At 62.6% G+C, this 20,732-nt stretch carries 21 protein-coding genes; 7 read left to right on the top strand and 14 right to left on the bottom strand.

What is annotated here, in order from left to right; translation table 11 throughout:
* Positions 1 to 30 precede the first annotated feature (30 nt).
* Positions 31 to 783: a hypothetical protein gene (locus tag SPYCA_RS08755; protein ID WP_146625109.1), complete on the top strand. Its 753-nt coding sequence runs from the start codon at positions 31 to 33 to the stop codon at positions 781 to 783.
* Between the two features lie 68 nt (positions 784 to 851).
* Positions 852 to 1,256 (top strand): hypothetical protein, encoded by a 405-nt coding sequence (locus SPYCA_RS08750; protein ID WP_120219832.1) that lies wholly within the window; start codon positions 852 to 854, stop codon positions 1,254 to 1,256.
* A gap of 67 nt (positions 1,257 to 1,323) precedes the next feature.
* Here the strand turns inward: SPYCA_RS08750 and SPYCA_RS08745 are convergent, their stop codons facing one another.
* The gene (locus SPYCA_RS08745; protein ID WP_120219831.1) at positions 1,324 to 2,739 is read right to left on the bottom strand and encodes a UvrD-helicase domain-containing protein; all 1,416 of its coding nucleotides are present in this window, start codon (positions 2,737 to 2,739) and stop codon (positions 1,324 to 1,326) included.
* Complete coding sequence (locus SPYCA_RS08740; protein ID WP_120219830.1) at positions 2,732 to 4,450, bottom strand: ATP-dependent nuclease; 1,719 nt, start codon at positions 4,448 to 4,450, stop codon at positions 2,732 to 2,734. The genes SPYCA_RS08745 and SPYCA_RS08740 overlap by 8 nt, the downstream gene beginning before the upstream one ends.
* A gap of 359 nt (positions 4,451 to 4,809) precedes the next feature.
* On the opposite strand from SPYCA_RS08740, the gene SPYCA_RS08735 reads away from it, so the two are divergent.
* Entirely contained in the window at positions 4,810 to 5,361 is a 552-nt protein-coding gene (locus tag SPYCA_RS08735; protein WP_120219829.1) for a hypothetical protein, read from the top strand.
* Entirely contained in the window at positions 5,358 to 6,053 is a 696-nt protein-coding gene (locus tag SPYCA_RS08730; protein WP_120219828.1) for a hypothetical protein, read from the top strand. The genes SPYCA_RS08735 and SPYCA_RS08730 overlap by 4 nt, the downstream gene beginning before the upstream one ends.
* Positions 6,054 to 6,273: 220 nt before the next feature.
* Here the strand turns inward: SPYCA_RS08730 and SPYCA_RS08725 are convergent, their stop codons facing one another.
* The 8 genes from SPYCA_RS08725 to repC form a co-directional block, all read right to left on the bottom strand.
* A complete protein-coding gene (locus SPYCA_RS08725; RefSeq protein WP_120219827.1) occupies positions 6,274 to 6,822 on the bottom strand; it encodes a hypothetical protein in 549 nt (182 codons plus the stop codon).
* A gap of 149 nt (positions 6,823 to 6,971) precedes the next feature.
* A complete protein-coding gene (locus SPYCA_RS19545) occupies positions 6,972 to 7,115 on the bottom strand; it encodes a hypothetical protein (protein WP_232003246.1) in 144 nt (47 codons plus the stop codon).
* Positions 7,116 to 7,359: 244 nt separating this feature from the next.
* A complete protein-coding gene (locus tag SPYCA_RS08715) occupies positions 7,360 to 7,620 on the bottom strand; it encodes a ribbon-helix-helix domain-containing protein (protein WP_120219825.1) in 261 nt (86 codons plus the stop codon).
* On the bottom strand, positions 7,617 to 8,306 hold the full coding sequence (gene parA, locus SPYCA_RS08710) for a ParA family partition ATPase (protein ID WP_120219824.1): 690 nt from the start codon (positions 8,304 to 8,306) through the stop codon (positions 7,617 to 7,619). The genes SPYCA_RS08715 and parA overlap by 4 nt, the downstream gene beginning before the upstream one ends.
* A 74-nt stretch (positions 8,307 to 8,380) precedes the next feature.
* Positions 8,381 to 11,425: a MobF family relaxase gene (mobF, locus tag SPYCA_RS08705; RefSeq protein ID WP_120219823.1), complete on the bottom strand. Its 3,045-nt coding sequence runs from the start codon at positions 11,423 to 11,425 to the stop codon at positions 8,381 to 8,383.
* Positions 11,422 to 12,195, bottom strand: coding sequence for a hypothetical protein (locus SPYCA_RS08700; protein WP_120219822.1), 774 nt, complete (start codon positions 12,193 to 12,195; stop codon positions 11,422 to 11,424). Before SPYCA_RS08700 ends, mobF begins: the two co-directional genes overlap by 4 nt.
* A 331-nt stretch (positions 12,196 to 12,526) precedes the next feature.
* The gene (locus SPYCA_RS08695; RefSeq protein ID WP_146625108.1) at positions 12,527 to 13,162 is read right to left on the bottom strand and encodes a hypothetical protein; all 636 of its coding nucleotides are present in this window, start codon (positions 13,160 to 13,162) and stop codon (positions 12,527 to 12,529) included.
* Complete coding sequence (gene repC, locus SPYCA_RS08690; RefSeq protein ID WP_120219820.1) at positions 13,159 to 14,349, bottom strand: replication initiation protein RepC; 1,191 nt, start codon at positions 14,347 to 14,349, stop codon at positions 13,159 to 13,161. Before repC ends, SPYCA_RS08695 begins: the two co-directional genes overlap by 4 nt.
* Before the next feature lie 433 nt (positions 14,350 to 14,782).
* Between repC and SPYCA_RS08685 the strand changes: the two genes are divergently transcribed.
* From SPYCA_RS08685 to SPYCA_RS08665, 3 genes are all read left to right on the top strand, one after another.
* Positions 14,783 to 15,091 carry a PepSY domain-containing protein gene (locus SPYCA_RS08685; RefSeq protein WP_120219819.1) on the top strand — a complete coding sequence of 103 codons (309 nt, stop codon included), beginning with the start codon at positions 14,783 to 14,785 and terminating at the stop codon, positions 15,089 to 15,091.
* Positions 15,092 to 15,206: 115 nt separating this feature from the next.
* Positions 15,207 to 15,872 carry a response regulator transcription factor gene (locus SPYCA_RS08680; protein ID WP_011541111.1) on the top strand — a complete coding sequence of 222 codons (666 nt, stop codon included), beginning with the start codon at positions 15,207 to 15,209 and terminating at the stop codon, positions 15,870 to 15,872.
* Between the two features lie 521 nt (positions 15,873 to 16,393).
* Positions 16,394 to 17,698, top strand: a complete 1,305-nt coding sequence (locus tag SPYCA_RS08665; protein WP_120222231.1) for a sensor histidine kinase — start codon at positions 16,394 to 16,396, stop codon at positions 17,696 to 17,698.
* A gap of 220 nt (positions 17,699 to 17,918) precedes the next feature.
* Here SPYCA_RS08665 and SPYCA_RS08660 read toward each other — a convergent pair whose 3' ends face one another.
* The 4 genes from SPYCA_RS08660 to SPYCA_RS08645 form a co-directional block, all read right to left on the bottom strand.
* Positions 17,919 to 18,461: an NUDIX domain-containing protein gene (locus tag SPYCA_RS08660; protein WP_120219818.1), complete on the bottom strand. Its 543-nt coding sequence runs from the start codon at positions 18,459 to 18,461 to the stop codon at positions 17,919 to 17,921.
* A gap of 102 nt (positions 18,462 to 18,563) precedes the next feature.
* Positions 18,564 to 19,250 carry a TPM domain-containing protein gene (locus SPYCA_RS08655; protein ID WP_120219817.1) on the bottom strand — a complete coding sequence of 229 codons (687 nt, stop codon included), beginning with the start codon at positions 19,248 to 19,250 and terminating at the stop codon, positions 18,564 to 18,566.
* Between the two features lie 18 nt (positions 19,251 to 19,268).
* The gene (locus SPYCA_RS08650) at positions 19,269 to 20,030 is read right to left on the bottom strand and encodes a TPM domain-containing protein (protein WP_120222230.1); all 762 of its coding nucleotides are present in this window, start codon (positions 20,028 to 20,030) and stop codon (positions 19,269 to 19,271) included.
* Positions 20,031 to 20,097: 67 nt separating this feature from the next.
* Positions 20,098 to 20,700: a LemA family protein gene (locus tag SPYCA_RS08645; RefSeq protein WP_120219816.1), complete on the bottom strand. Its 603-nt coding sequence runs from the start codon at positions 20,698 to 20,700 to the stop codon at positions 20,098 to 20,100.
* Positions 20,701 to 20,732: the final 32 nt, after the last annotated feature.

Here is a 20,732-nt window from a genome sequence, read left to right as displayed (position 1 = left end):
AGGACGATCGTGCCATATACCCTTGATGAGATGGGACAACTCAGCGATGCACGCCAGGAATGGTCCAGCCGTTGCAACGATCTCACTTCGATAGTAATCATCCGTACATATCTTAGCGATCGCGCAAAGGAATTTGGGACCCACGGCTTGAGTCGGCGGCTCAAAATGCTCGAGCACTGCATGGGGCGAATATTCGAAGACGTCCCCGCCGACGAGCCTTCCCCGACCCCCGCCGCGCTGATGGACGCCACGGCGTTCATCCAGACATTCGTGATCAATGTCTATGGCGCTATCGACAATCTGGCCCACATCTGGTGCGCCGAACGCGAAGTCAGGGATAAGCAGGGCCGGCCCCTTGCACCGATGCGGATCGGGCTGACCCCGAAGAACGAATTCGTCCGTTTGTCCTTGCCAGCTGACCTGCAAGCGCATCTTGCAGAGCACGATGCGTGGTTCGCCTACCTTGAGGACTACCGGCATGCTCTCGCCCACCGCGTCCCCCTATACATCCCGCCCCGGCAACTTGGGCCTACCGATCAAGATGAATACGCCTCGCTCGAAGCCCAGCGCAGCGAAGCTGCTGCCCGGCGAGACTGGCACCTTTTTGACGAGCTCGGTGCCTTACAGGACCGCCTCGGATCATTCGAACCGTACATCATGCATTCCTACGGCGAAGCGGCACGACCAATACGGTTCCACGGCCAGCTGATCTGTGATCTGGCGACGGTCGTGGAAATCGGGGAGCACATCTTTCGTGCCCTCGATGCTGCGGCAGCCTCCTAGGCTAAGGTGCGCTTTGTCGATATCAGCTTGTTCACGATGCGAGTGAAACATCTTAGTTGGAGATTCGAATGCCATTTCACACGAGGTCGCACGGTGTTGATGTCGGTGCCCTTCAGCGCGGGATTGAGAAGGCAACAGCACTGGCGAGCGCCGCTGGACTGGACGTCATTTATCTGCTGCCAACCTTTGCAAATGCAGACGGCGATGCACTGGTTGCGCTGATCGGCAAGCATGCCGCAGAAACGTTCAAGAAGAACCGCGAGGCTACGATCAACGGGGTTCGCTTCCACATGGAGACCGCACTCAAGAAGCGGGTATCTGGTCCGGCAATCGTGCTCGCGATGAACGTTTCCCTGGAGCAGCTGGCCAAGGCTCAAACGGATCACCGTACCGCTGACCTTGTATACATCACCTGGTCAGACGTCGAACTCGAACAATATGAAGCAGCAAACCCGGGTTCCGTAGCGATCTGACATCCCCCCGGCACACTCTCGAGCCTCAGTCAGGAGCGATCCTAATTGGCGCTATCCTCCGGCGCGGTTAACCGAGCAGAGGTGTCCGGGAGCAAATCACCAGCTGCCGGGATCCTCGTGTCATGGCGACGTACAAATGACGAGCGTCCAAGTCATCAGCCCCCAGCACAACTGCGACATCGGCCTCGAGGCCTTTCAGCAGCAGAGTGCTACCCACGGCCCTGCGCGGCAGCGAACGTCCGACCAGGCGATACTCCTCTCGCATCGCGATTGCCGTATCAGCGAAGGGCGTACCGTCTCGGTCGCAACGCTGCAGGGCCTGCATGCAGGCCCTAAAGACCGCTGGACGGAAAACCCGTGCACCAGTCTGACGGTTGAGTTCACTTAAGAAGTCTGCGACGCGGCTAAACCGCCGTTCTCCCTCAAAAGCGAGAGCGGCCTGCTCAACGTCGTTCGGCTCTTTTCGGGCCTGACCGCGCCGCAGAACATCTAGGCGCCGAGTAACCTCGGCGGCTCCGACATTCGTCATCAACTTCTGGGCGAATTCCAGAATCTGCGCCGTCGCGTCGGCACCCTTCAGATCGAAGGCTTCCGCAAAAGACACCAGATCACGCAGATCCACAGCCTCGACCGTGACCGCGCCCGGCGTCTGGGCGGCGAACCGCTGCTGCCCGGACGGATTTCGCGAGTCCCCAATGATGAGAACCGAACCGTCCGTGACAGGAGACCGGGTCTGACAGGCACTGAGCTGACGCTGGTGATCTTGCTGACTGCCATCGAGCTGAATCCAGCGCACTTCCGGTACTGCCTGCCGCAGATCAATCTTCCGGCCTGCTTCCAGTTCACCCCGGGCATAAAGTAGCCACTGGCCGAAAGTCTCAGTGCCTGCATTGCGCCAGCGCCATGGATCTGCAAGCGTGCCGGCGACACCGAAGTAGTTTAGCACTGGCGTGTGCCAACCAGCGAGCGGGTCGTTTCGGTCAAAACCGAAAATCGCTTGCATCGGATCGCCAACAACAACCGTTGGAATGGTCGCCGAGATGGCTGCGACCAACTGATGTTGCAGTACGGAGCAATCCTGATACTCGTCGACGAGAAGCCGAGCGTAGCTTGCCTGAATGACGTCGGACACATGACCGGAGGCAATCAGCTCCGCCGCAGCTCTTCGAATCGCGACGTAGCCCGGTACCCGGCCTTCCAAAATTGCAGGGTCATGCCCGGACCGCATCGGGAAAGTCTTGATGAGTCGCATCGCCCATCCATCGATGGTGGCGAGACGATAATGTTTGGCCTGCACGTTCGCACGTTCGAGCCGACTGCGCAGCGCAGCGACTCCAGCGTTCGTGTGGGTCAAGACCAAAACTGGCTGGTGACCGCTGTGCCGGGTCAAAGCACGGCTAAGCAATTCGGTCTTTCCGCATCCCGCAGGGGCGATGACGGCACCGCGCGAAATAGCCAGAAGGTCGAGGGGGGCGCTAGCCATTGCCGAACCAGTTGAAAATGGCGTTGATGGTTGGGCGTAGGGCGCCGCCCTGCGTCCGGCGGAGATCAGGTCCAACGATGTCCTCCGCCACGGCTTCCATCGCGGTCACGTTCTTGAACCAGCCCTTCTTAACCCGAGATGCTTGCCCCAAGACCTTCCGTGCGGATTCATCCAACGCACCACCGGCGATCTGGCTGCGAATGGTGCTTAGCTGGAAAGCGTTGCTGGAAACCGTGCGGATATGCTCATTCACGAGGCTCTCTTCCTTCAGGTCGACACCATGCTCCAGCAGCTCAGCGGCACCCTCGACCGACAGGGATATAAACAGTTCGTCTTCCAGCGCGCGCCCCTCGGTCCATTTGAAGACCTGCCCACCTTGCTGCAGGAAAGTCGCCTCATCTGTCCCGTGCACAGCGATGTCGCTGTCGCGTAGCACTGCAATTCGATAGCCCATCTTTTGGAAGGCCAGTGCGCGGGCGAATGTGGTGTCCCCGCCGCCATCCACGAGCGCCACGCCAAGTGCCGTGAGTGATGGTTGGTTCGCAGCCTGGCGCTCAAGGTCGAGCCCGCGGATGAGCCCTACTTCGCTGGCGCCCTCGCAAATCAGAACAGAACGGGCGAGGAGCGCTTCGGCAAACTTTCGAACGGTCCCCTGCACATCGCCCACTCGCCCCATCCAGGTAGCCTCATGGCCAAGCGGTCCATTCCGAAGAACATGAAGTTGCTCAATAGACAGTTCACGCACCGCAACAGGGGAATGGCTGGTGACGAATGCCTGTAGAGGTGGCGCAGCTTCCTTTGCGCCGAGTTCCATCAACAACCTGATGATGCGATGGGGTTCCAGTCCATGTTCGAGCTCATCGATGAGGATCATCGGTGCCTCGCCAGCGACATGCCGCTGCAGGCCGGCCACGAGCAGCCTGACGGATCCTAGTCCGAGACCGCGCAACGGTACGCCGTCACCACCGTGAAGCGAAATCGTACCACCGGTAAAGTTTACCCCGTGGGCGTCCAGCAACGCCTGAACGGTGCCGCTGACCGGTACGCCAAGTCGCGTTGCGGTCGTCTGCACCGCAGTTAGTGCATCGGTAAGCTGATCCTTCGCCTTGTCGCCAAAGGCGATACGGGCGTCACGGGCCGCCTGAGCGATTGCCGTCGCGGCGCTCGCACGCTCCTCGGAGACCTTGTTCAGGATGGATCCACGCCGCCAGCTCAGATTATGTTCGCCGGACTGGCCAAGTCTTGTGGGCGCCAAGCGTACCCGGTCGGCCCAGTTTAGGTTGCGTGATTGCCCCAGCGCCTCGGCGCGCTCGGATACTAGCCGCCACTGTGGTTCCAGATCGTCATGGACCGACAGTTCGACGGTGAGAACTGTATCCAGACCTGTGCCCGGTTCGGCTTCGATGTCGCCAGTCTGCTGATTGAAACCGCGCAGATAGAGGCCATACGCCTCCATCGAGCGCAGGTGGCTGTCAAGCTCCCCAAGCGTGATAGTGATCTTGATCGGCTGGGTAAGTTGAAGTTGGTGGAAATCGTCGTCGCAGAACGTGAGTGATCGGCGCGCGCCCAAGCAAAGGTCGATCGCTTCCAAGACAGTCGATTTTCCGCTGTCACCTGGGCCGATCAAACAATTTATTCCATCCCGTGGAAGCCAGCTGAGCCACCATATAGACCGGAAATTACTGATCTCTATCTTACGGATTCGCGCCATTCAACGTCAGTGCCCCCTTGGTCAGTCGCTAATAGACTACCGTCAATCGGAGGTGGTCGGAAGTCGAAGTTCATCATTTTCAATCACATCGCTTTTTGGGTATTGTTGGGCGGATCAAACGCGGCAAGACCATAGACGCGCGCTCGCCGGGCGTGGAGGCAGCTCGAATTTCCACCGACGAAGGGGCAATGCGGCAGAGATCCGCGACGGTCGCAGGGTGAAATCTCTTACCGCGATGCGGCGGGTCATTATTGGTGGGACGCCTAAGCTGGGAGGTGCCGATGATTTGGCGTTTGACATATTCGGCCTGAAAACCCTATCTGTCCTTAGTCCTAGGACAGCGGACAAATGGGGTTTGTATGAAAAGTCAGGACATCGTCATCATGCTCAAGCTGGTGAGCTTGGAAGACCAGATCAAGCATGGTCAACTCGATGAATCGACGATCTCGGATCCGTTTGCATTGCGAAGTCTTGAAGGCGAACTGGGCATCAGCAAAACCGAGATCAGCGCATCGATCCGGCGCAGTGTCGCGTGTAGCTTGGCTATAAAAGCCAATGATCGCGCCAAGGTAAATCGGCGCAATCTCATCGAATTCGTCCAGCACGGGCTGAAATACGTCTTCCCCGCAAAGCCGGGCGCTCCGCAGCGCGGCGTCGCTACGGGCTTTGCTGCGCCTATGCTGGAAGGCAAACTCGTAAGCTCCGGTGCCGACATCTATGTCTGGCCCCATCCCGAAGGAAGTCGGAGAGGTCTTTCAATCGCACCATTGTTCAAATCTGTCCCTGACGCAGCTCTCGAGGACGCCCGACTCTACGAATTTCTGGCGCTGATCGATGCAATCAGAACCGGCAATCAGCGCGAAGCAGGTCTTGCCCAACGCAGCTTTGAGGAACGGATGGCATACGCATGAGCCTGCAAGGTGAACTCCTCGCAATGCTGGAAACCGTCGCCCAGGCATTGGGTGATGATCTGTGCCAGCGGATGGTATTTGTCGGTGGATGCTCGACCGCAGTGCTCATCACTGACGAAATCACGTTGCAGGAAGTGCGAGCTACCGACGATGTCGACCTGATCATTGACCTAGCCGGAATGGCACAGTGGATGCAGCTGCAGCAAACTCTGCACCAGAAGGGATTCACGGTGTCGGGGGAAGATGACGTGATTTGCCGAATGCGTCTGGGCGACCTCAAAGTCGATTTCATGCCCGACGACCCGGATATCCTGGGGTTCAGCAATCGATGGTACAAGGAAGGCATCTACACGGCAGTCAAGTACGCCCTACCCAGTGGGCGTGTGATCAAGCACCTGACACCGCCGATCTTTCTGGCCACCAAGCTCGAAGCCTATGCAGGCCGCGGCGCGAATGACCCCATAGGAAGCCACGACCTGGAAGACATCCTCAATGTCGTGGACGGACGACCAACACTCTTGACCGAAGTGCAGGCGGCAGAAGCCCAAGTGCGTGGATACCTGTCGGAGCAGTTCGAGGCCCTACTACATCATCCAGACTTCGAGATTTTCCTTTATGGAAATATCCGGGGGCCCGATGGCCGGGCCGAATTGGTGCATGGCAGGGTGAAGGCGTTGGCAGGGATCAAATAGCGAGCCAAGCAGATGGACGCGCGGCTCGGTATTCTCTGGCAATGAAGGGGCAACGACAGCCCGTCTAAACAAAGCCAAAGAGGACCATCGGGCAAACCGAATTGTTCGTCAACAGAGCCCGGCGAGGAACCAGTCTTGCCAGCCACCGCGAGTGATCTCTACGAGCCACCTCGCTTTATCTCCATACCTCGACTTTCGACCTAGACGGCTCCGCTGGTCTTCATCCTGGGAAGTCAGCGCTAGCGATGCTCACCAAGTTCCGCAGCAGGTCGACTTGCTTTTCCCGGTCAGCAATCAGCCGCTCACGCTCGCCCTTCACGCGATCGCCAATCCCAGATCTCGCTTCCTTGAATAGATCGAACAACGCCCCGCTTGTTATCGGGTCGTGACGCCATTCTGACGTGGCGAGCTGCAGGAGGCGCTCGAATAGGAAGGCACGCTCGTTGTCGGTGGCGGTGGCCAGTGCCGCGCGGATCATCCATGCGGGGGCGGCGCGCAGTTCGACGCGAGACACGTGCCAGACAGGCGCCGCGACAAGCGGGATCGCGAACAGGGAACCGATGGTACCGGAGCGGATTGGCTCTTCTGCATGAAGCCCTGCTGCCAGCGTGATCGACAACACCATCAAGCCGGCAGTGAGCATGCTGGACACGACAATTCCGGTCCAGCGCCAATGGCGGATAACGGAAAACGCGACCCGCTCAATCACGGTAGTCGCCGGACGCGCGATGAAGGGCAGGCCGGACGCGGTGTGCTGGTTTGTGGTCATAATGGGCCTTTCAAAAACATGAACTCGGACAAGTGCCGGCGGTCCCAGGTCATCGGAAAGTGAGGACTGATACGTCCGCTAGAATTCAAGTTTGACACCGATGGCTGAGGCTTCGTCCGCCTCGAACCAACAAATCAGCGCTAAAGCATCTACCAAGGATCGAACCCGCTGCCGGTCGACCCAGGCGCATGATGATCATGGCTGTGATGGGCATGTTGGTCGTCCCAGCGATCCAGATTCTGGCCGAAGGGATTGCCGCCGACATCGACGCCGCCGAGGCCCGGCCCGGTCATGGGGAGCCCGGTCGCAGGGTTGATGGAAACGCCCTCGTCGAAGGAGGGCCGCGGCGGGTCGCTTGATCCTGCGAACAGATCGGTCAGCCATTGAAACAATCGCATCGGTTTCTCCTGTTGTTGAAGGTCTTCGGCGGCTCGAGTGCGGTGGCACTGCCCTCATGTTCACACGTCCACATGCGCACAACTGCACACGCTCACATCGCCACATCCCCCCTTTCTCCCCTCCCGGCTTTGGGATCGACTACCGCCCGATCGGGCTCTCGCCGTACTTGCGCAGGACGTCGTCGAAGGCTTCGGCCATCAGGTCCTGAAGGCTGAGGCCATGGCGTCGGGCGCAGGTGTGCAGGGCGAGCGATAACTCGGGCGAGAAGTAACCGGAGATCGCCTTGCGACCGATGCGGCTTGGCGGTGTCGGGATCTGGACGGCGGGCGATGCCGGCTCGATCTGGGCCGTCGCCTCATCCTTGGGCTTGCGATCGGCAAGATTGGCAAAGCGGTTCATGCGGTCTTCCTATGCTGTGCCGGGGTCTGTGGGCGCGTGGACATGTGGAGTTGTTCATATGTCCACATGTGAAGCTGTTCGATTTCGCTGCCCGCCTTTCCGCTAGGATCGAGCTCGAACACGGTCTGCCCGCCAGAAACTGCATGACGATAGGCGGCGCGGTCCGGCAGGACGATGGGACACGTCTGACCGCCGAACCCTGCCACCAGCTCGCGGGCATCGGCATAGATGTGCGGGGCGTGGGGCGGTCCGGCAGTGAATACAACAAAGGCAGGGCGGGACAGTAGCTCGACCAGTCGGATCGTCGTGCGCATTGCCGCGAGGTCGAACGCGCTGGGGCGGCAGGGGATCAGCACCAGATCAGCACATTCGGCTGCCTTGCTGGCGGCAAGATCGGCGTGTGGCGGGGTATCGATGACAATCAGCTCAGCCCCCTGCGCGGCGGCTGCCGCGATTTTCGCAGGGATGCGCGGCGGGGCGCTGTCGATCACCTCGGGAGGCGCACCCTGTCGCCACTCGGCCCATTGCGAGGCGCTGGCCTGCGGGTCGGTATCGATCAGCAAGCTGACCCGTCCCGCAAGCGTGGCAGCGGCGGCGAGATGGATGGCGAGGGTGGTTTTTCCAGCGCCACCCTTCTGACTGATGATGGCGACGGTTCGGGTGTGGGGATGTGAAGGCGTGGTCATGTGGATGCGTCCTCATGTTCACATGTGGGCATGTGAGGCTGTGCGATTGTGGTGATGTGCAGGCGTCGACATGATCAGCGCCCTCGCTCGAGGTCGCGCTCTCGCTCCATCTCTCGGTCACCGGAGCCCCGTCTGGGTTCGCTGCGGTCGAGGGACTTTTCGAGCGTGATGTCGCGCTCCTTGTTGGTGAGCACTGCCAGCGCGAACTCTGGGCCGAGCTTTTCAGCGAGTTTCTTCAGGTCCTCGGACATGGCCGCGACCTCTTGCTGATTTGGACGGTCCCCGTTCGTATCCCCGCGGGCGGTCTCGAGCGCGCTGGTCTTTGCGCCGGAGCGCGTATCGACTTGGCGTTCGACCCGGTCGGAGTTGTCGGTCACGAGCGTCGTGTTCTCCGCGATCCGGGTGACTGCGACCAGGAATGAGGCCGAGGTGTTGAGCATCCGCTCGCGCTCGGACATCATGATGATGCCGTTCTGCGCGGTCATCCCCTGCGCGACATGGACATTGATAGCGTAGGCAAGGTCGAGCCGTTCGAGCATCGGATCACCGCGCTGCAGATTATGCAGCTTGCTGTCGCCAGCCCTGACCGTGATGGTGTCGCCATCGATCCGCGCGACGTGGGCGATGTCGCCATTGAGCAGCCCGCGCGCGCCATCCTTGGCGGTCCAGCGGATGCGGTCGCCCTGGTGCAGGGCGATTTCCTTTCGCTCGAAGATGGTAACGGCGTCGTGCTTGAGATTGCGGGGCAGTCGGTCCGGATCGAAGCGGCGGATTTCGCCGTTTGGCATGGCCAGCTCGACCGTACCGTCCTTGACGCCAATGACCGTTCCCCGCTCGCCAGGGGCAAAACCCTGTCGGGTGATGTTGGTCTCGAAGGTGACAACGCGCCCGTCCTGATAGCCCTTCAATTGCCGCGCGCCCTCACGGGTGACCGTAACGCGGTCGAGCACCTCGAGCTTGGTTCCCTGCACACCGATCTGGCCGCGATCGATCAGTGAGGCCTGCGCGGCCGCATTGCCTGCACTGCGCATCGCGCGCCCGGCGGCGAGCAGGATCGTATTGTCGCGCTGTTCCTTGGGCAGGTCGGCCCACATGTCGGCGGCGATGCCAGCGATCTTGCCCGGCGCAACTTCGATAGTGGCGGGCTTGAGCGCGGCAAAGGCCTGCGCGACATCACCCTGTTCGAGCGCGTGATTGATGGCCTGCATCTGCGGGGTCTGCGCGCGCAGGTTCTCGGTGATCTGGCTTTGCCTGAGATCTTGCTGCTGGAGCTGTGCAAACGGTTTGCCCGCCTCGATTGCCGGAAGCTGCTTGATGTCACCGGCGAGCACCAGCTTGCCCACGTCCATCCGGTTGGCGAGGGTGATCAGACGCGCGAGCCGGTCCGTGCCGATCTGGCTCGCCTCATCCACCATCACCAGCGCACCGGAGAGCTCTGCCCGCGCCGCTGCCACCTTTTCCGCGCTCGCACTGCCATCCAGCACCCGCGCATACCGCGCCAGAAAAGCATCGACGGTCGATGCCGGACTGGCCGTCTTCTCCCCAAACTCCCGCGCGATCCGACCCACGTGGGACAGCGCCACCACCTGCCGCCCCTCCTCACGCGCAATGGCTGCGACCGGAGCCAAGGCCGCCGACTTCCCCACACCCGCGCCGCCCTGAACCAGATGCACGCGGTCCTTCGATGTGAGGATCGCGACGCCAGCCTGCTCTTGTCCGGCATTGAGGCGGCGAAGGCCTATAGCCCGCGCCTGCTCCTGCAGCCGCGCGACAACGCCGTCCTTGTCCGCGATGGGCTGAACGCAGTCCTTGCCCGCCTGCGCCAGAGCGATGACCTTGGTCTCCATGGCCAACGCCTGCTCGGTGGTCAGCATGCGGTCGCGATCCGCCGGGCCGCTGCCGACCAGCAACCCCCGTTCCTGCAACAGATCGATCCGCGCTTCGATCATGTCGACGGTGATCGGGCCCTGCCGTTCGAGCGCGGTGCGGATCAGATCATTGCGGGAAAAGGCGGCTTCGCGTTCGCCAAGTTCCCGCGCAGCCGACGCCACCGCTTGCGCTGCGGCAAAGGCCTTGGGTTCAAGTCGGCCGAGGCGTTCGGGCACCAGCGGATCACGATCGCGTGGGGTCAGCCCCATGGCACTGGCAATCGCTATGCCGCGCTCACCGATGCCGCGAATGCCGTCAACGACGCGCGACCAGACGGTCTGTTCGCCCGCCGCTCGTGCCATGGCGTTTTGGATCAGCCGGGCCGGATCGAAGCCGATGGCGCGGGCGGTCTCTTTCCATGCCGCGACCTGCCGCGCTGCATCAGGCTCCAGCTCCTTCCCACGCCGGGTTGAAAGCGCCGCCAGTTCGCGTTCTCGGGCGCTACCGCGATCCTCCTTGGCCAGTTCGGCGAGGATTTCCGCGCGGCGCGACGAGAACGCCTCAACTGCCTCCCGCGTTACACCCTTGATCTCGAAAGCACCATCGATGGCGTTGCGGGCAGGCACGGTCTCGTAGCCCAAGGCTTCGACACGGCTGCGCAGTTCAGCATTGTGGACCGCCGACAGGACATGCTGCGCGCGATAGAGTTCGTCGTTGCGCACCGCATGCCATTTGCCATCCGAGGCTTTGGTCGCGTTGGCGATGACGGCGTGGATGTGTAACTGCGGCTCGCCATTCCGGTTCACGTCATGCAGGAAGGTCGCGGCGACAAGGTTGCCGGTACGCTCTGGCACCTGCCGCCCTTGCGCCGCATCCCAGACCCGGGCTTCGATAACGTTCTTTTCTGCCCAGCGCAGTGTTGCGGTCACGGAGTCCTTCAACGCCTCGACCAGACGCTTGTCGCCGCCCAGCATCGCGACCAGCGACACGGACTTCGATGCCGAGAAGGTGAGATCAACGCCGGGGCGGTGAATGCCGTCCTTCCCCGCGATCACCGATCCATCGGGCAGCTTGCCTTCGAGCACGGCGGCGAAGGCCGCTTCCTCGACGTTGCCTGTCAGCTCCAACGCTTCCGCACCCTTGCCGAACCACGCGCTGGCATCCTGCGTCTGATCGGCGGTGTAGTAATTGTCGGCCGAGTAATACTCCGCCGCCGATGAGGCCGATCCGACCGAGGCGAGCGTAATCATCGCCGATCCTCATGGGCAATGACGCGCAGGCCAAGGTCCCGTTCCTGCTCAGGCACTCGGCAATCGGTGACACCGTATTTTCGGGTGATGAGCCGACACATTTTCGCAGGGTGGTCGATCAGCTTGCCAGACTGCCAGACCGACCAGCCATCGAACTGGGTAGGCAGGATTGTTGCAATGAGCGCGCCGATAAAGAGCGCCAAGCCACCGCATGCCGACAGAAACTTGAGCGACAGAAAGCGGTTGTCGCCGAGGTAGATGGATCTCATCTGCCGCGGTTCGCTGGCCAGTTTTATCGATCGATCCAGCTGCGCGGAGATCTTCGTCAGGTGCGGCCCGAGCAGTCCTAGCAGCTTGGGCTCCAGCGCCTCGAAGGCAGACATCAGCTCACCAGTCTGCGTCATGAACGGCGAGAGGCCGGCTTCATCCAGTTCGCGAAGCTCGACAATCAGCTTCTGCAGGGCGAGCCTGTTGGCTTCCTCGCCGCCGTTCCATTTCTCGGTCAGCTTGCCGAGCATCCGGGCATTGTCCGCCTGCGCTCGGTCGAGCTCCATCACCAGTTCCCGCAACTGGTGCACGAGCCCGCTGACAGTCGCATCGAGCTTAGGCGCGGCCTCGGTCTGGAAGGTCGGCCGACCGGCGTCGTGTGCCTCGATCAGCTCCTGGATCGCCTTGCGCAAAAGCTCGGGCCGGCTCAGCGATTTTGTTTGCGCCACCCTATCGAGGGCGGCAAGGACACGGTCCTCTACGGCAACATTGACTTGTGCCATCAGACCCTCCCCCGGATAGCAAGGAGATCGACGGGCCTAGAAGCTAAGTGATTGATATAGGATCGTTCTAGAAGGCAGCGCTGCTGTGCGCCACAGCTCTGGAGTGCTTTTTGGGCGCCCGTAGAACTGCGCCTAGAGCCTAGAATGGCTGATTTCTCCGGGTTTGCCGATAGGGACCGACAAAAATCAATCAGCGTGGAGTGTGCACTCCTATATGCGCTGCTTCGATACTGACGGTCTGATTGTGAGGAGTCCTGATGTGGCTTGGCATTTCCTGCCGGGTGCCGCCGGCCGAACAGCCGGAACGTGAATATCGCGTTGTGCACAGGGTTCATGTGAGGTCTCCGCCGAATATGTTGGGGTTTCCGGCCCGGTCGAAATCCAGGCCCGACATCGGGGTCGCTGGAGGCTCCGCCTCCCGGTTCAGTTCAGCGCAGAACCGCTGGAAAAAACCGTAGCTGAGCCGCTCGAACGGTGCCGCATTCGCGATCGTCTGGACTATTGGCAGCGGGTCATCGCCGATGGGCGCCCCACCGAGTGACCGCAGAATGATCGCCCTCTCATAGGCGTGAAGGACGAAGTCACAGAAGGCGGCCCCATCCAGCCTCGTCAGCATGCCAGCCATGACCCGGGCATCTGGGGTGACACAATGCTGCTCGACCAGTTGCCTGACCGGATCGTGCCAATGGTCGAAATGGCTGACCCAGCTTTCCAGCCACACAGGCCAAAGGACCTGGCCGTCAGGAACTGGAAGTTGATCGCAAACCTCGTCGGCAGTGAGATCATAAATCTCCCCGAATACTGCTGGCAGGGCAGCGAAGATCGGCTGCGGGTCAATGTCGCGCATCAGGATCGCGGCGGCATGGCGCCAGCTTAAGACGGGGTCCCGCCCGGGCTTGTAGGACGGCCACCAGGTATTGCCCGCCTCCAGCTCCTCCCACAGGCGTGTGGTTTGCACTTGTGTCATGGCTGCACCTCCCCGGAGAGCTTCGCCAAGGCCGATAGGCATGCACCGGCAAAGCTCTGGCCAGTTCTGGGAGCTGACACCTCAGGTTCGAACTGACGGTCAGGCAAGCTCCCCTCTGGATAGCCCTTGGCAGCCTTGATCATGGGCAAAAGGCTGGAGGCGTTCCGCAGCAGCCCGCTCAAGCATTTCCTGCCTGACCGCGCTCGGTAGCGGTGCTCACTTGGCAACCGGGCGTTGCGGTCGATGACGAGGAGGCAGAGTGCTGCGCGCTCGCGCCCCAGCTTTTCGCAGGCCTCTGCCCAAGCTGGCTGCGACACATTGTGCCAACGGCAGGCGATTGACGAAGCCTCGACAATGTCTGGCCAGCCCGGTGCCCGGTCGGACGGCAGGAGGCTTCGATAGTCTGCGCTCGCGAGGCTGGCAGCCAGTGCTGGGGAGACCTCGTCCGACTGATCAGCGCGGAATTGCGCGTCGGTCGCGCGCTTACGGTTTCTGGACGAGTCTTTGACAAGTATATTGGGTGCGAAGATTTCTTCCGTCCGGTGGGAAGATTTCGTGTCACCGGACGGAAGATCCAGTTGCACCAGCAGCGCCTCGAGCATGCCCTTCAAGGCTCCCAGTTTCTCTATGGAACTGATGCGGGACACGCGCCCGCGGGGCAGAATGCGCTCTGCCTCCTCGATCAACGCAGCTGCCTGTGTCGCTCGGATCTCGCGGCCGAGCATGACCACTTCGTGCCGCAGCGAAGCAATCGCACGCTCATGCAACTCCAAGGCCTCAAGCCGGGCTTTCCATCGGCTATAGCCATCGATCAGCGGCCGTAGGCTGATCCCCGCAAGGCTGACGATGACGCCATCACGGCGCTGACCGGTGCGGCGGGCATGAGGAACATGAGTCCGCTCAATGTACCCGCCGCGCTCCAGCTCGGCTTCAGCGTTGTGCAAAACCTTCGTCGAGATGCGCAGCGTCAGAGCCGTGGTCTGCGGTTGCTCCCACACCCCGCAAATCTTGCCATGCTCAAAGTCGGACGATCGGCAGCCGAGGATGTAGTGCTTCAAAACCCGCACTGCGGTCGCTGACAGGTATTCTTCCCGGCAAGTCCCGGGTGCGATCTTCTCGATCAGATCAGCAAGGCTGAAGTGGGTTACGCCGGGTGGAAGCCCGTTGTGTGCCAAAGAGATGCTCATGACGCACCTCCCGCAAGGATTGCCCTTGCGCCCGATTCTCCGGTCCTGTAAATGAAGCAAATAGCCGCAACGCTATTGATATGACCGCTGTGAAGGGTGCCAGCCCTTCCGGCGGTTTTTCGTTCCTGGTCTGGCGGCCTGCCTACTGGCTTCGTCGCGCGCCTATTTCGACCAAACATGCACGTTTTCAGAGGGCTCAAAGTGCCCGCTCGTACAAATCGCGTACAGCCACCCTCGTACAGAAGGCTGTTTCTGCAACCAAAACAGCTAACTATCTGATTTGGCTGGCTCCCTTCACACGGGTGGGGTCACAGGTTCAATCCCTGTCGCGCCCACCATGGCCTCGCCGCCATGGCAACCGGTCACGAACCCGAACCGCGGCTGACGCGGCCATTCATCGGCTATTCAATGCTTTCGCGTTAGAGACACGGCCATGTTCCGCACCCTGACCCTTTCGCTCGGCTCTGCGTTGCTGCTTTCCGCGGCCGCGCCCGCGGTTGCGCGCGGCGATCGCGACCATGAACATCTACGGCAGGCTGCGGCCGAGGGGCAGGTGGTGCCGCTGGGCAAGCTGATCGCCGAGGTCCGTGCGCGCCCACCCTACAGCGATATGACCTATCTGGGCGGGCCGCAGTTCGACGCGGGGCGGATGATCTACAAGCTCAAGTTCATGGACGGCAGCCAGGTGGTCGTCGTCTATGTCGACGCGCGCACGGGCCGGATCGTCGGTCGCAATCCCTGACATCGCACCCGGACCGCACCGACGCGCAACCAATTTTTGCGATGAACGTGCGGACTTGATACACAGTCGAAACATGCCGCCGATGCTGGTCGGCGCGCCAAGGAAAGGCGTCTGAATGCGGATCTTGATTGTCGAAGACGAACCCACGCTGGGGCCGCAGCTCAAAGCGACGCTGGAGGGGGCGGGTTATGCCGTCGACCTCGCGACCGATGGCGAGGACGGGCATTTTTTGGGTTCGACCGAAACCTATGACGCCGCGATCCTCGACCTTGGCCTTCCCGAAATCGACGGGTTGACCGTGCTCGACCGCTGGCGGCGCGAAAAGCGCAATTTCCCGGTGCTTGTGCTGACCGCGCGCGACAGCTGGTCGGACAAGGTGGCGGGACTTGACGCCGGCGCCGACGATTATCTCGCCAAGCCGTTCCAGACCGAAGAGCTGATCGCGCGCCTTCGCGCGCTGATCCGCCGCGCGTCGGGCAATGCGTCGAGCGAGCTGACGGCGGGCGATGTCCGGCTCGACACGCGATCGGGCCGCGTCACGCTTGCGGGCGAGCCGGTGAAGCTCACCGCGCAGGAGTATAAGCTTCTCTCCTACCTGCTCCACCACAAGGGCAAGGTCGTGTCGCGCACCGAATTGATCGAGCATATTTACGATCAGGATTTCGACCGCGATTCGAACACGATCGAGGTGTTCGTGACACGCATCCGCAAAAAACTGGGCGCCGACATCATCACCACCATCCGCGGCCTCGGCTACCAGCTCGACGATCCGCAGGGTTAGGCCGTAAACCCATAAATTGGCCGTTCGAGGTTTGAAGCGATTTTGCTCGGGGCGAGGAGGAAAGGCGCGGGAATATGTTGATATTTCAAGACTTTTCGATGAAGCCATGGGCAAAACCGGTCAAATCCCGAAGGGACGCCGAAATGGCTTCGATCTCGCCTCCGCGCGGCCGTGCGGGTAGCGATGCTACCCGCTGCACCCGCTCGAACCCGATATCTTCGCCATTTCGACGCCTCGAACGGCCAATTTATGGGTTTACGGCCTAGTGCCCGATCGTCCCGGAATGCAGCATCCTCCCTCCTTGACCGTCATCCCGGCGAAGGCCGGGATCTCGCCGCTGCATTGCGACGCGAGGGCGAGATCCCGGCCTTCGCCGGGATGACGGTTCGATGAGAATGGACCAGGACCAATCGACCAAGGCGGACGCGCGAAACGTGAGGGACGGAGACGTCACTGTCGTCGATTCCGGGCCGGTCGGTCCCGCGCCCCCCAGCCGCATGACCGGCTCGCTCGCGCGGCGTATGATCGCGATCGCGGCGCTGTGGATTTCGGTGCTGCTGATCGGCGGCGGTTTCGCGCTCGACCGCGTGCTGACCAGCGCGATCACGCGCAATTTCGACTCGAGCCTCGAATATGTGCTGATCGCGATGATCCGCTCGTCCGAGATCGGGCCGGACGGGGAGGTGCGGCTGATCGAGCCGCTGGGCGACCAGCGGTTTCTGGAACCCTATAGCGGGCTCTATTGGCAGATCAGCGGCGGTGGGCAGGAACCCTATCGTTCGCGTTCGCTGTGGGAACGCACATTGAAGGCGCCGACGCCGCATGTCGACGACCAGCTTCACACCTATGACAGCGACCAGTTTCCCGAGGAGGAACTGCGCATCCTTGAACGCAATGTGATCCTGCCGGGCAGCGAGGTCAGCTGGCGTTACCAGATCGCCCAGTCGCGCGAAACGCTCGACGCCCAGATCGGCGCGGTGCGCAAGACGCTGATCCCCAGTCTCGTGCTGCTCGGGCTCGGCCTCATCATCCTCGCCGCGCTCCAGACCTTTTACGGTCTCTGGCCGCTGCGCCACATCCGGCGCGCGATCGCCGCGATGCGCGGCGGGCATAACCGCCGCGTCGATGCGCCGCTGCCGCTTGAGGTGCAGCCGATGGTCGACGAGCTGAACGCGCTGCTCGCGCACAATGAAAAGCAAGCGGAGGAGGCGCGGCTGCACGCCGGCAACCTCGCACATGCGTTGAAGACGCCGCTCACCGTGCTCGTCAACAGCGCGACCGGATCGGATTCTGAGCTCGCGAGCACCGTGCGGCGCGAGGCGGCGACGATGCAGCGGCAGGTCGATCATCATCTTGCGCGCGCGCGCGCGGTCGGGCGGCGCGGCGCGGCGCAGGCGCGCGCGGTGGTGTGGGACAGCGTCGAGAGCGTGTCGCGCGCGGTCTTCGCCCTCTATCCCGACACCCGGCTCGACGCCGCGGGCGACCGCTCGCTGGTCGTACAGGTCGAACGGCAGGATCTGGACGAACTCGTCGGAAATCTGCTTGAAAATGCGGCGAAATATGGAGGCGGAAGCGTCTTTGTGACGATCGGGCGTGACGGCGCGATGGCGGAAATCATCGTCGAGGATGACGGTCCCGGCATCTCGCCGGCCGACCGTGTGCGCATCTTCGACCGCGGCGTACGGCTCGACAGCGGCAAGCCGGGAACCGGCCTCGGGCTGGCGATCGTCCGCGACGTCGCCGAAATCTATGGCGGCGGCATCGCGTTGGAAGAGAGCGAGGATCTGGGCGGACTGCTGGTGCGCCTGCGTCTGCCGGCGGTATAGCGCGTTTAATCAGAGCCATCTTCCCCCGTTCGTGTCGAGCGAAGTCGAGACACCCATCGACCTTGCGCGATGCCGAGGGGTGTCTCGACTTCGACCAAAGGTCGAAGTTTATCCTGAGCGCCTGCAAGGCAGTCGAAGGGCTCGACACGAACGGAATGGAAGCGTCGCCGATTTAGCGCACGACGCTCCAGGCGCGGCCGCGTTTCGACCGAAGGCGCCGTCAGGCGAGCAAGCCGCCCGCCAGCAACATTGCGACGCGGACGTCGATGCCGCAGCCGTCGGCGCGCTTCGCGGCGACGAAATCGGCGATGCGGTCCAGCGGTACGCGGTGGACGATGATGTCCTCGCCATCGACGCCGCCGCCATCGCCGATCCTGGTCAACCCGCTCGCCACCAGCAGCGTGAAGCTTTCGCTGACCATACCCGGCGAGCTGAAGAACTCGCCGACATTGCGCCACGTTGCGGCGCGATAACCCGTTTCCTCTTCCAGCTCGCGCGCCGCGGCGATCTCGGCCGCTTCGCCCGCGCTGTCGTCGCCGACCAGTCCCGCGGGCAGTTCGAGGCAGTTGCGCTTCAGCGGCACGCGATATTGCTCGACCAGGATGACGTGCCGTCCGTCCGACGCGTCGTCGATCGCCAGGATCACCGCCGCATGGATGCCGCGCGAGCGCGCGACATATTCCCAATTGCCCTGCTGCTTGACGGTGACGAAGCGGCCTTCCCAGCGCGTCTCGATCGGCGTGTCGGGGGCGGGGCGGGTCATATTCTATCCTGTTTGGTCATTGCGAGCGGCGCAGCCGCGCGGCAATCCAGCGCGCGTAAACCGTTCTGGATTGCTTCGTTGCGCGCGCAATGACGAAGCAAATCATATCTCGATCAGCCGGTCGCAGAGTTCGTTGGGATTGCCGTCGCTTTTCGGAAAATGGGTCGCGAGCACAGTCCCGACCTGCCGCACCGCTTCCGCCATGCCCTCGCCCGGCTGGCCCGCGCGGATGCGTTCGATCAGCGCGGCCATCGCGTCGCCCCAGATGGCGGGCGACACCTTCGACGCGATCGCTTCGTCGGCGACGATGTCGGCGCGATGCTCGGCAAGGCTGACGTAGAGGACGACGCCGGTGCGGCCGACCGTCTTCGCCTCGGTGCCGACCTTGAACAGGTCGATCGCGCGCGCGCGGGCACGCGCGGCCTTGATCGACCGCGGCGTCAGCGCGAGCCGCAGCGGACGCCACAGCAGGACCAGCCAGATGCCGATCCACTTGACGACGCCAAAGGCGATGATCGTGCCCAGCCACTCGTTCGCGGTCGGCTCATGCCCCCAGCCGCCGCGCAAGGCATCGTAAAGGCCGCGATAGAAATCGGGAAACAGCGCGACGAGCGACATGGCGAGGAAGGCGCCGACGCTCGCCCAGACGAGCGCGACATCGTCATAATCGCTCGACCGTGCGGCGATGATCGTGACGATCTCGCCGTCGGTGTGGCGCTCGGCGGCCGCGACCGCATCGGTGACGATGCGATGGTCCTCGGCGCTCACATGGTTGACCTTGCGTGGCATCTCTTCCGCTCCCGCTCCCTACCAGCCGCCCGACGCGCCGCCGCCGCCGAAGCTGCCGCCGCCGCCCGAAAAGCCGCCGAAGCCGCCGCCACCGCCCCACGACGATCCGCCGCCGCCCCAGCCGCCCCAATCGTCATCGTCGCCCCAGATGATGATCGGCGCCGCGCCCCACGGGCTGTCGCGGCGGCGCCGCCGTTTCCTGCCGCGCCCGCGGCTCGTCAGCCAGGGGATGACGAAGAAGATGAGGATGATGAAGCCGAGGAAGAAGAGCCCGCCGAAATTGCCGTCGTCGGCGCGGTCGCGCTCCTGCGCCGCCGCCGCCTGCGCCCGCGCGGCGGCTTCCTCGGGCGGCAGTTCGATCTGCTCGGCGATGGCGTTCACCCCGGCCTGGATGCCGCCGGGATAGTCGCCGTCCTTGAAACGCGGGGTGATGGTATCGCGGATGATCCGCCCCGACATCGCATCGGTCAGCACGGGTTCGAGCCCCAGCCCGACCGCAATGTGCATCCGCCGCTCGTTCGGCGCGATCAGGAAAACGACGCCATCGTCACGCTCGGCATCGCCGATCCCCCATTCGCGGCCGAGGCGATAGCCGTAATCGGCCACATCGCGGCCCTCGAGGTCGCTGACCGTCGCGACGACAAGCTGGTGCCCCGTGCGTTTTTCAAGGTCGAGCAGCTGCGCATTGAGCGCGGCTTCTGCGGCCGCGGGAATGATGTCCGCCTGATCGACGACGGGATTGCCCGCGAGCTTGGGGAAGGTCTGCGCGGCCGCGGGCATCGCAAGCAACAGCAGCCCCGAAAGGGCCGCTGCCGCCAGCGAACGGAGAAAGGTGGGCGTGCCCACCTTATTGCCCGAAATCGACCTTCGGCGCCTGGTTGGCGTTCGGCGTCACCGCGCGATAGGGCGTCATCGGCTGGGCGCCATGAACGATCTTGGCGCCGATGATGTCGGGGAAGGTGCGGATCGTCGTATTATAGTCCTGCACCGCGGCGTTATAATCCTGCACCGACACGTTGATGCGGTTTTCGGTGCCCTCAAGCTGGGTCATGAGGTCGGCGAAACGCTGCTGGCTGGCGAGCGTCGGATAGGCTTCGACGGTGGCGAGCAGGCGGCCGAGCGCGCTCGACACATTGCCCTGCGCCTGCTGGAACGCCTGCACCTTGGCGGGATCGTCGAGGTCGTCGGCGCTGAGCTTGACCTGCGTGGCCGACGCGCGCGCCTGGATCACGCCTTCGAGCGTCGATTGCTCGATCTGCGCGGCGCCCCTGGCGGTTTCGACGAGGTTGGGGATCAGGTCGGCGCGCCGCTGATAGGCGGCCTCGACATTCGCCCATTTGGCCTTGGCGGCCTCTTCCTTGGTCGGCACGCTGTTGATGCCGCACGCGGACAGGCTCATCGCGGCGACAGGCAGGATCAACCAGCGGGCGTTGCGATAGGTCATGGTCATCAGGCTCCCTCCGGCGGCGTTTTGCCGCAACA

Source organism: Sphingopyxis sp. FD7 (assembly GCF_003609835.1).
Classification (GTDB): domain Bacteria; phylum Pseudomonadota; class Alphaproteobacteria; order Sphingomonadales; family Sphingomonadaceae; genus Sphingopyxis.
Note: the sequence above shows the minus strand (reverse complement) of the source record. Positions and strands in the feature narration are given on the sequence as shown.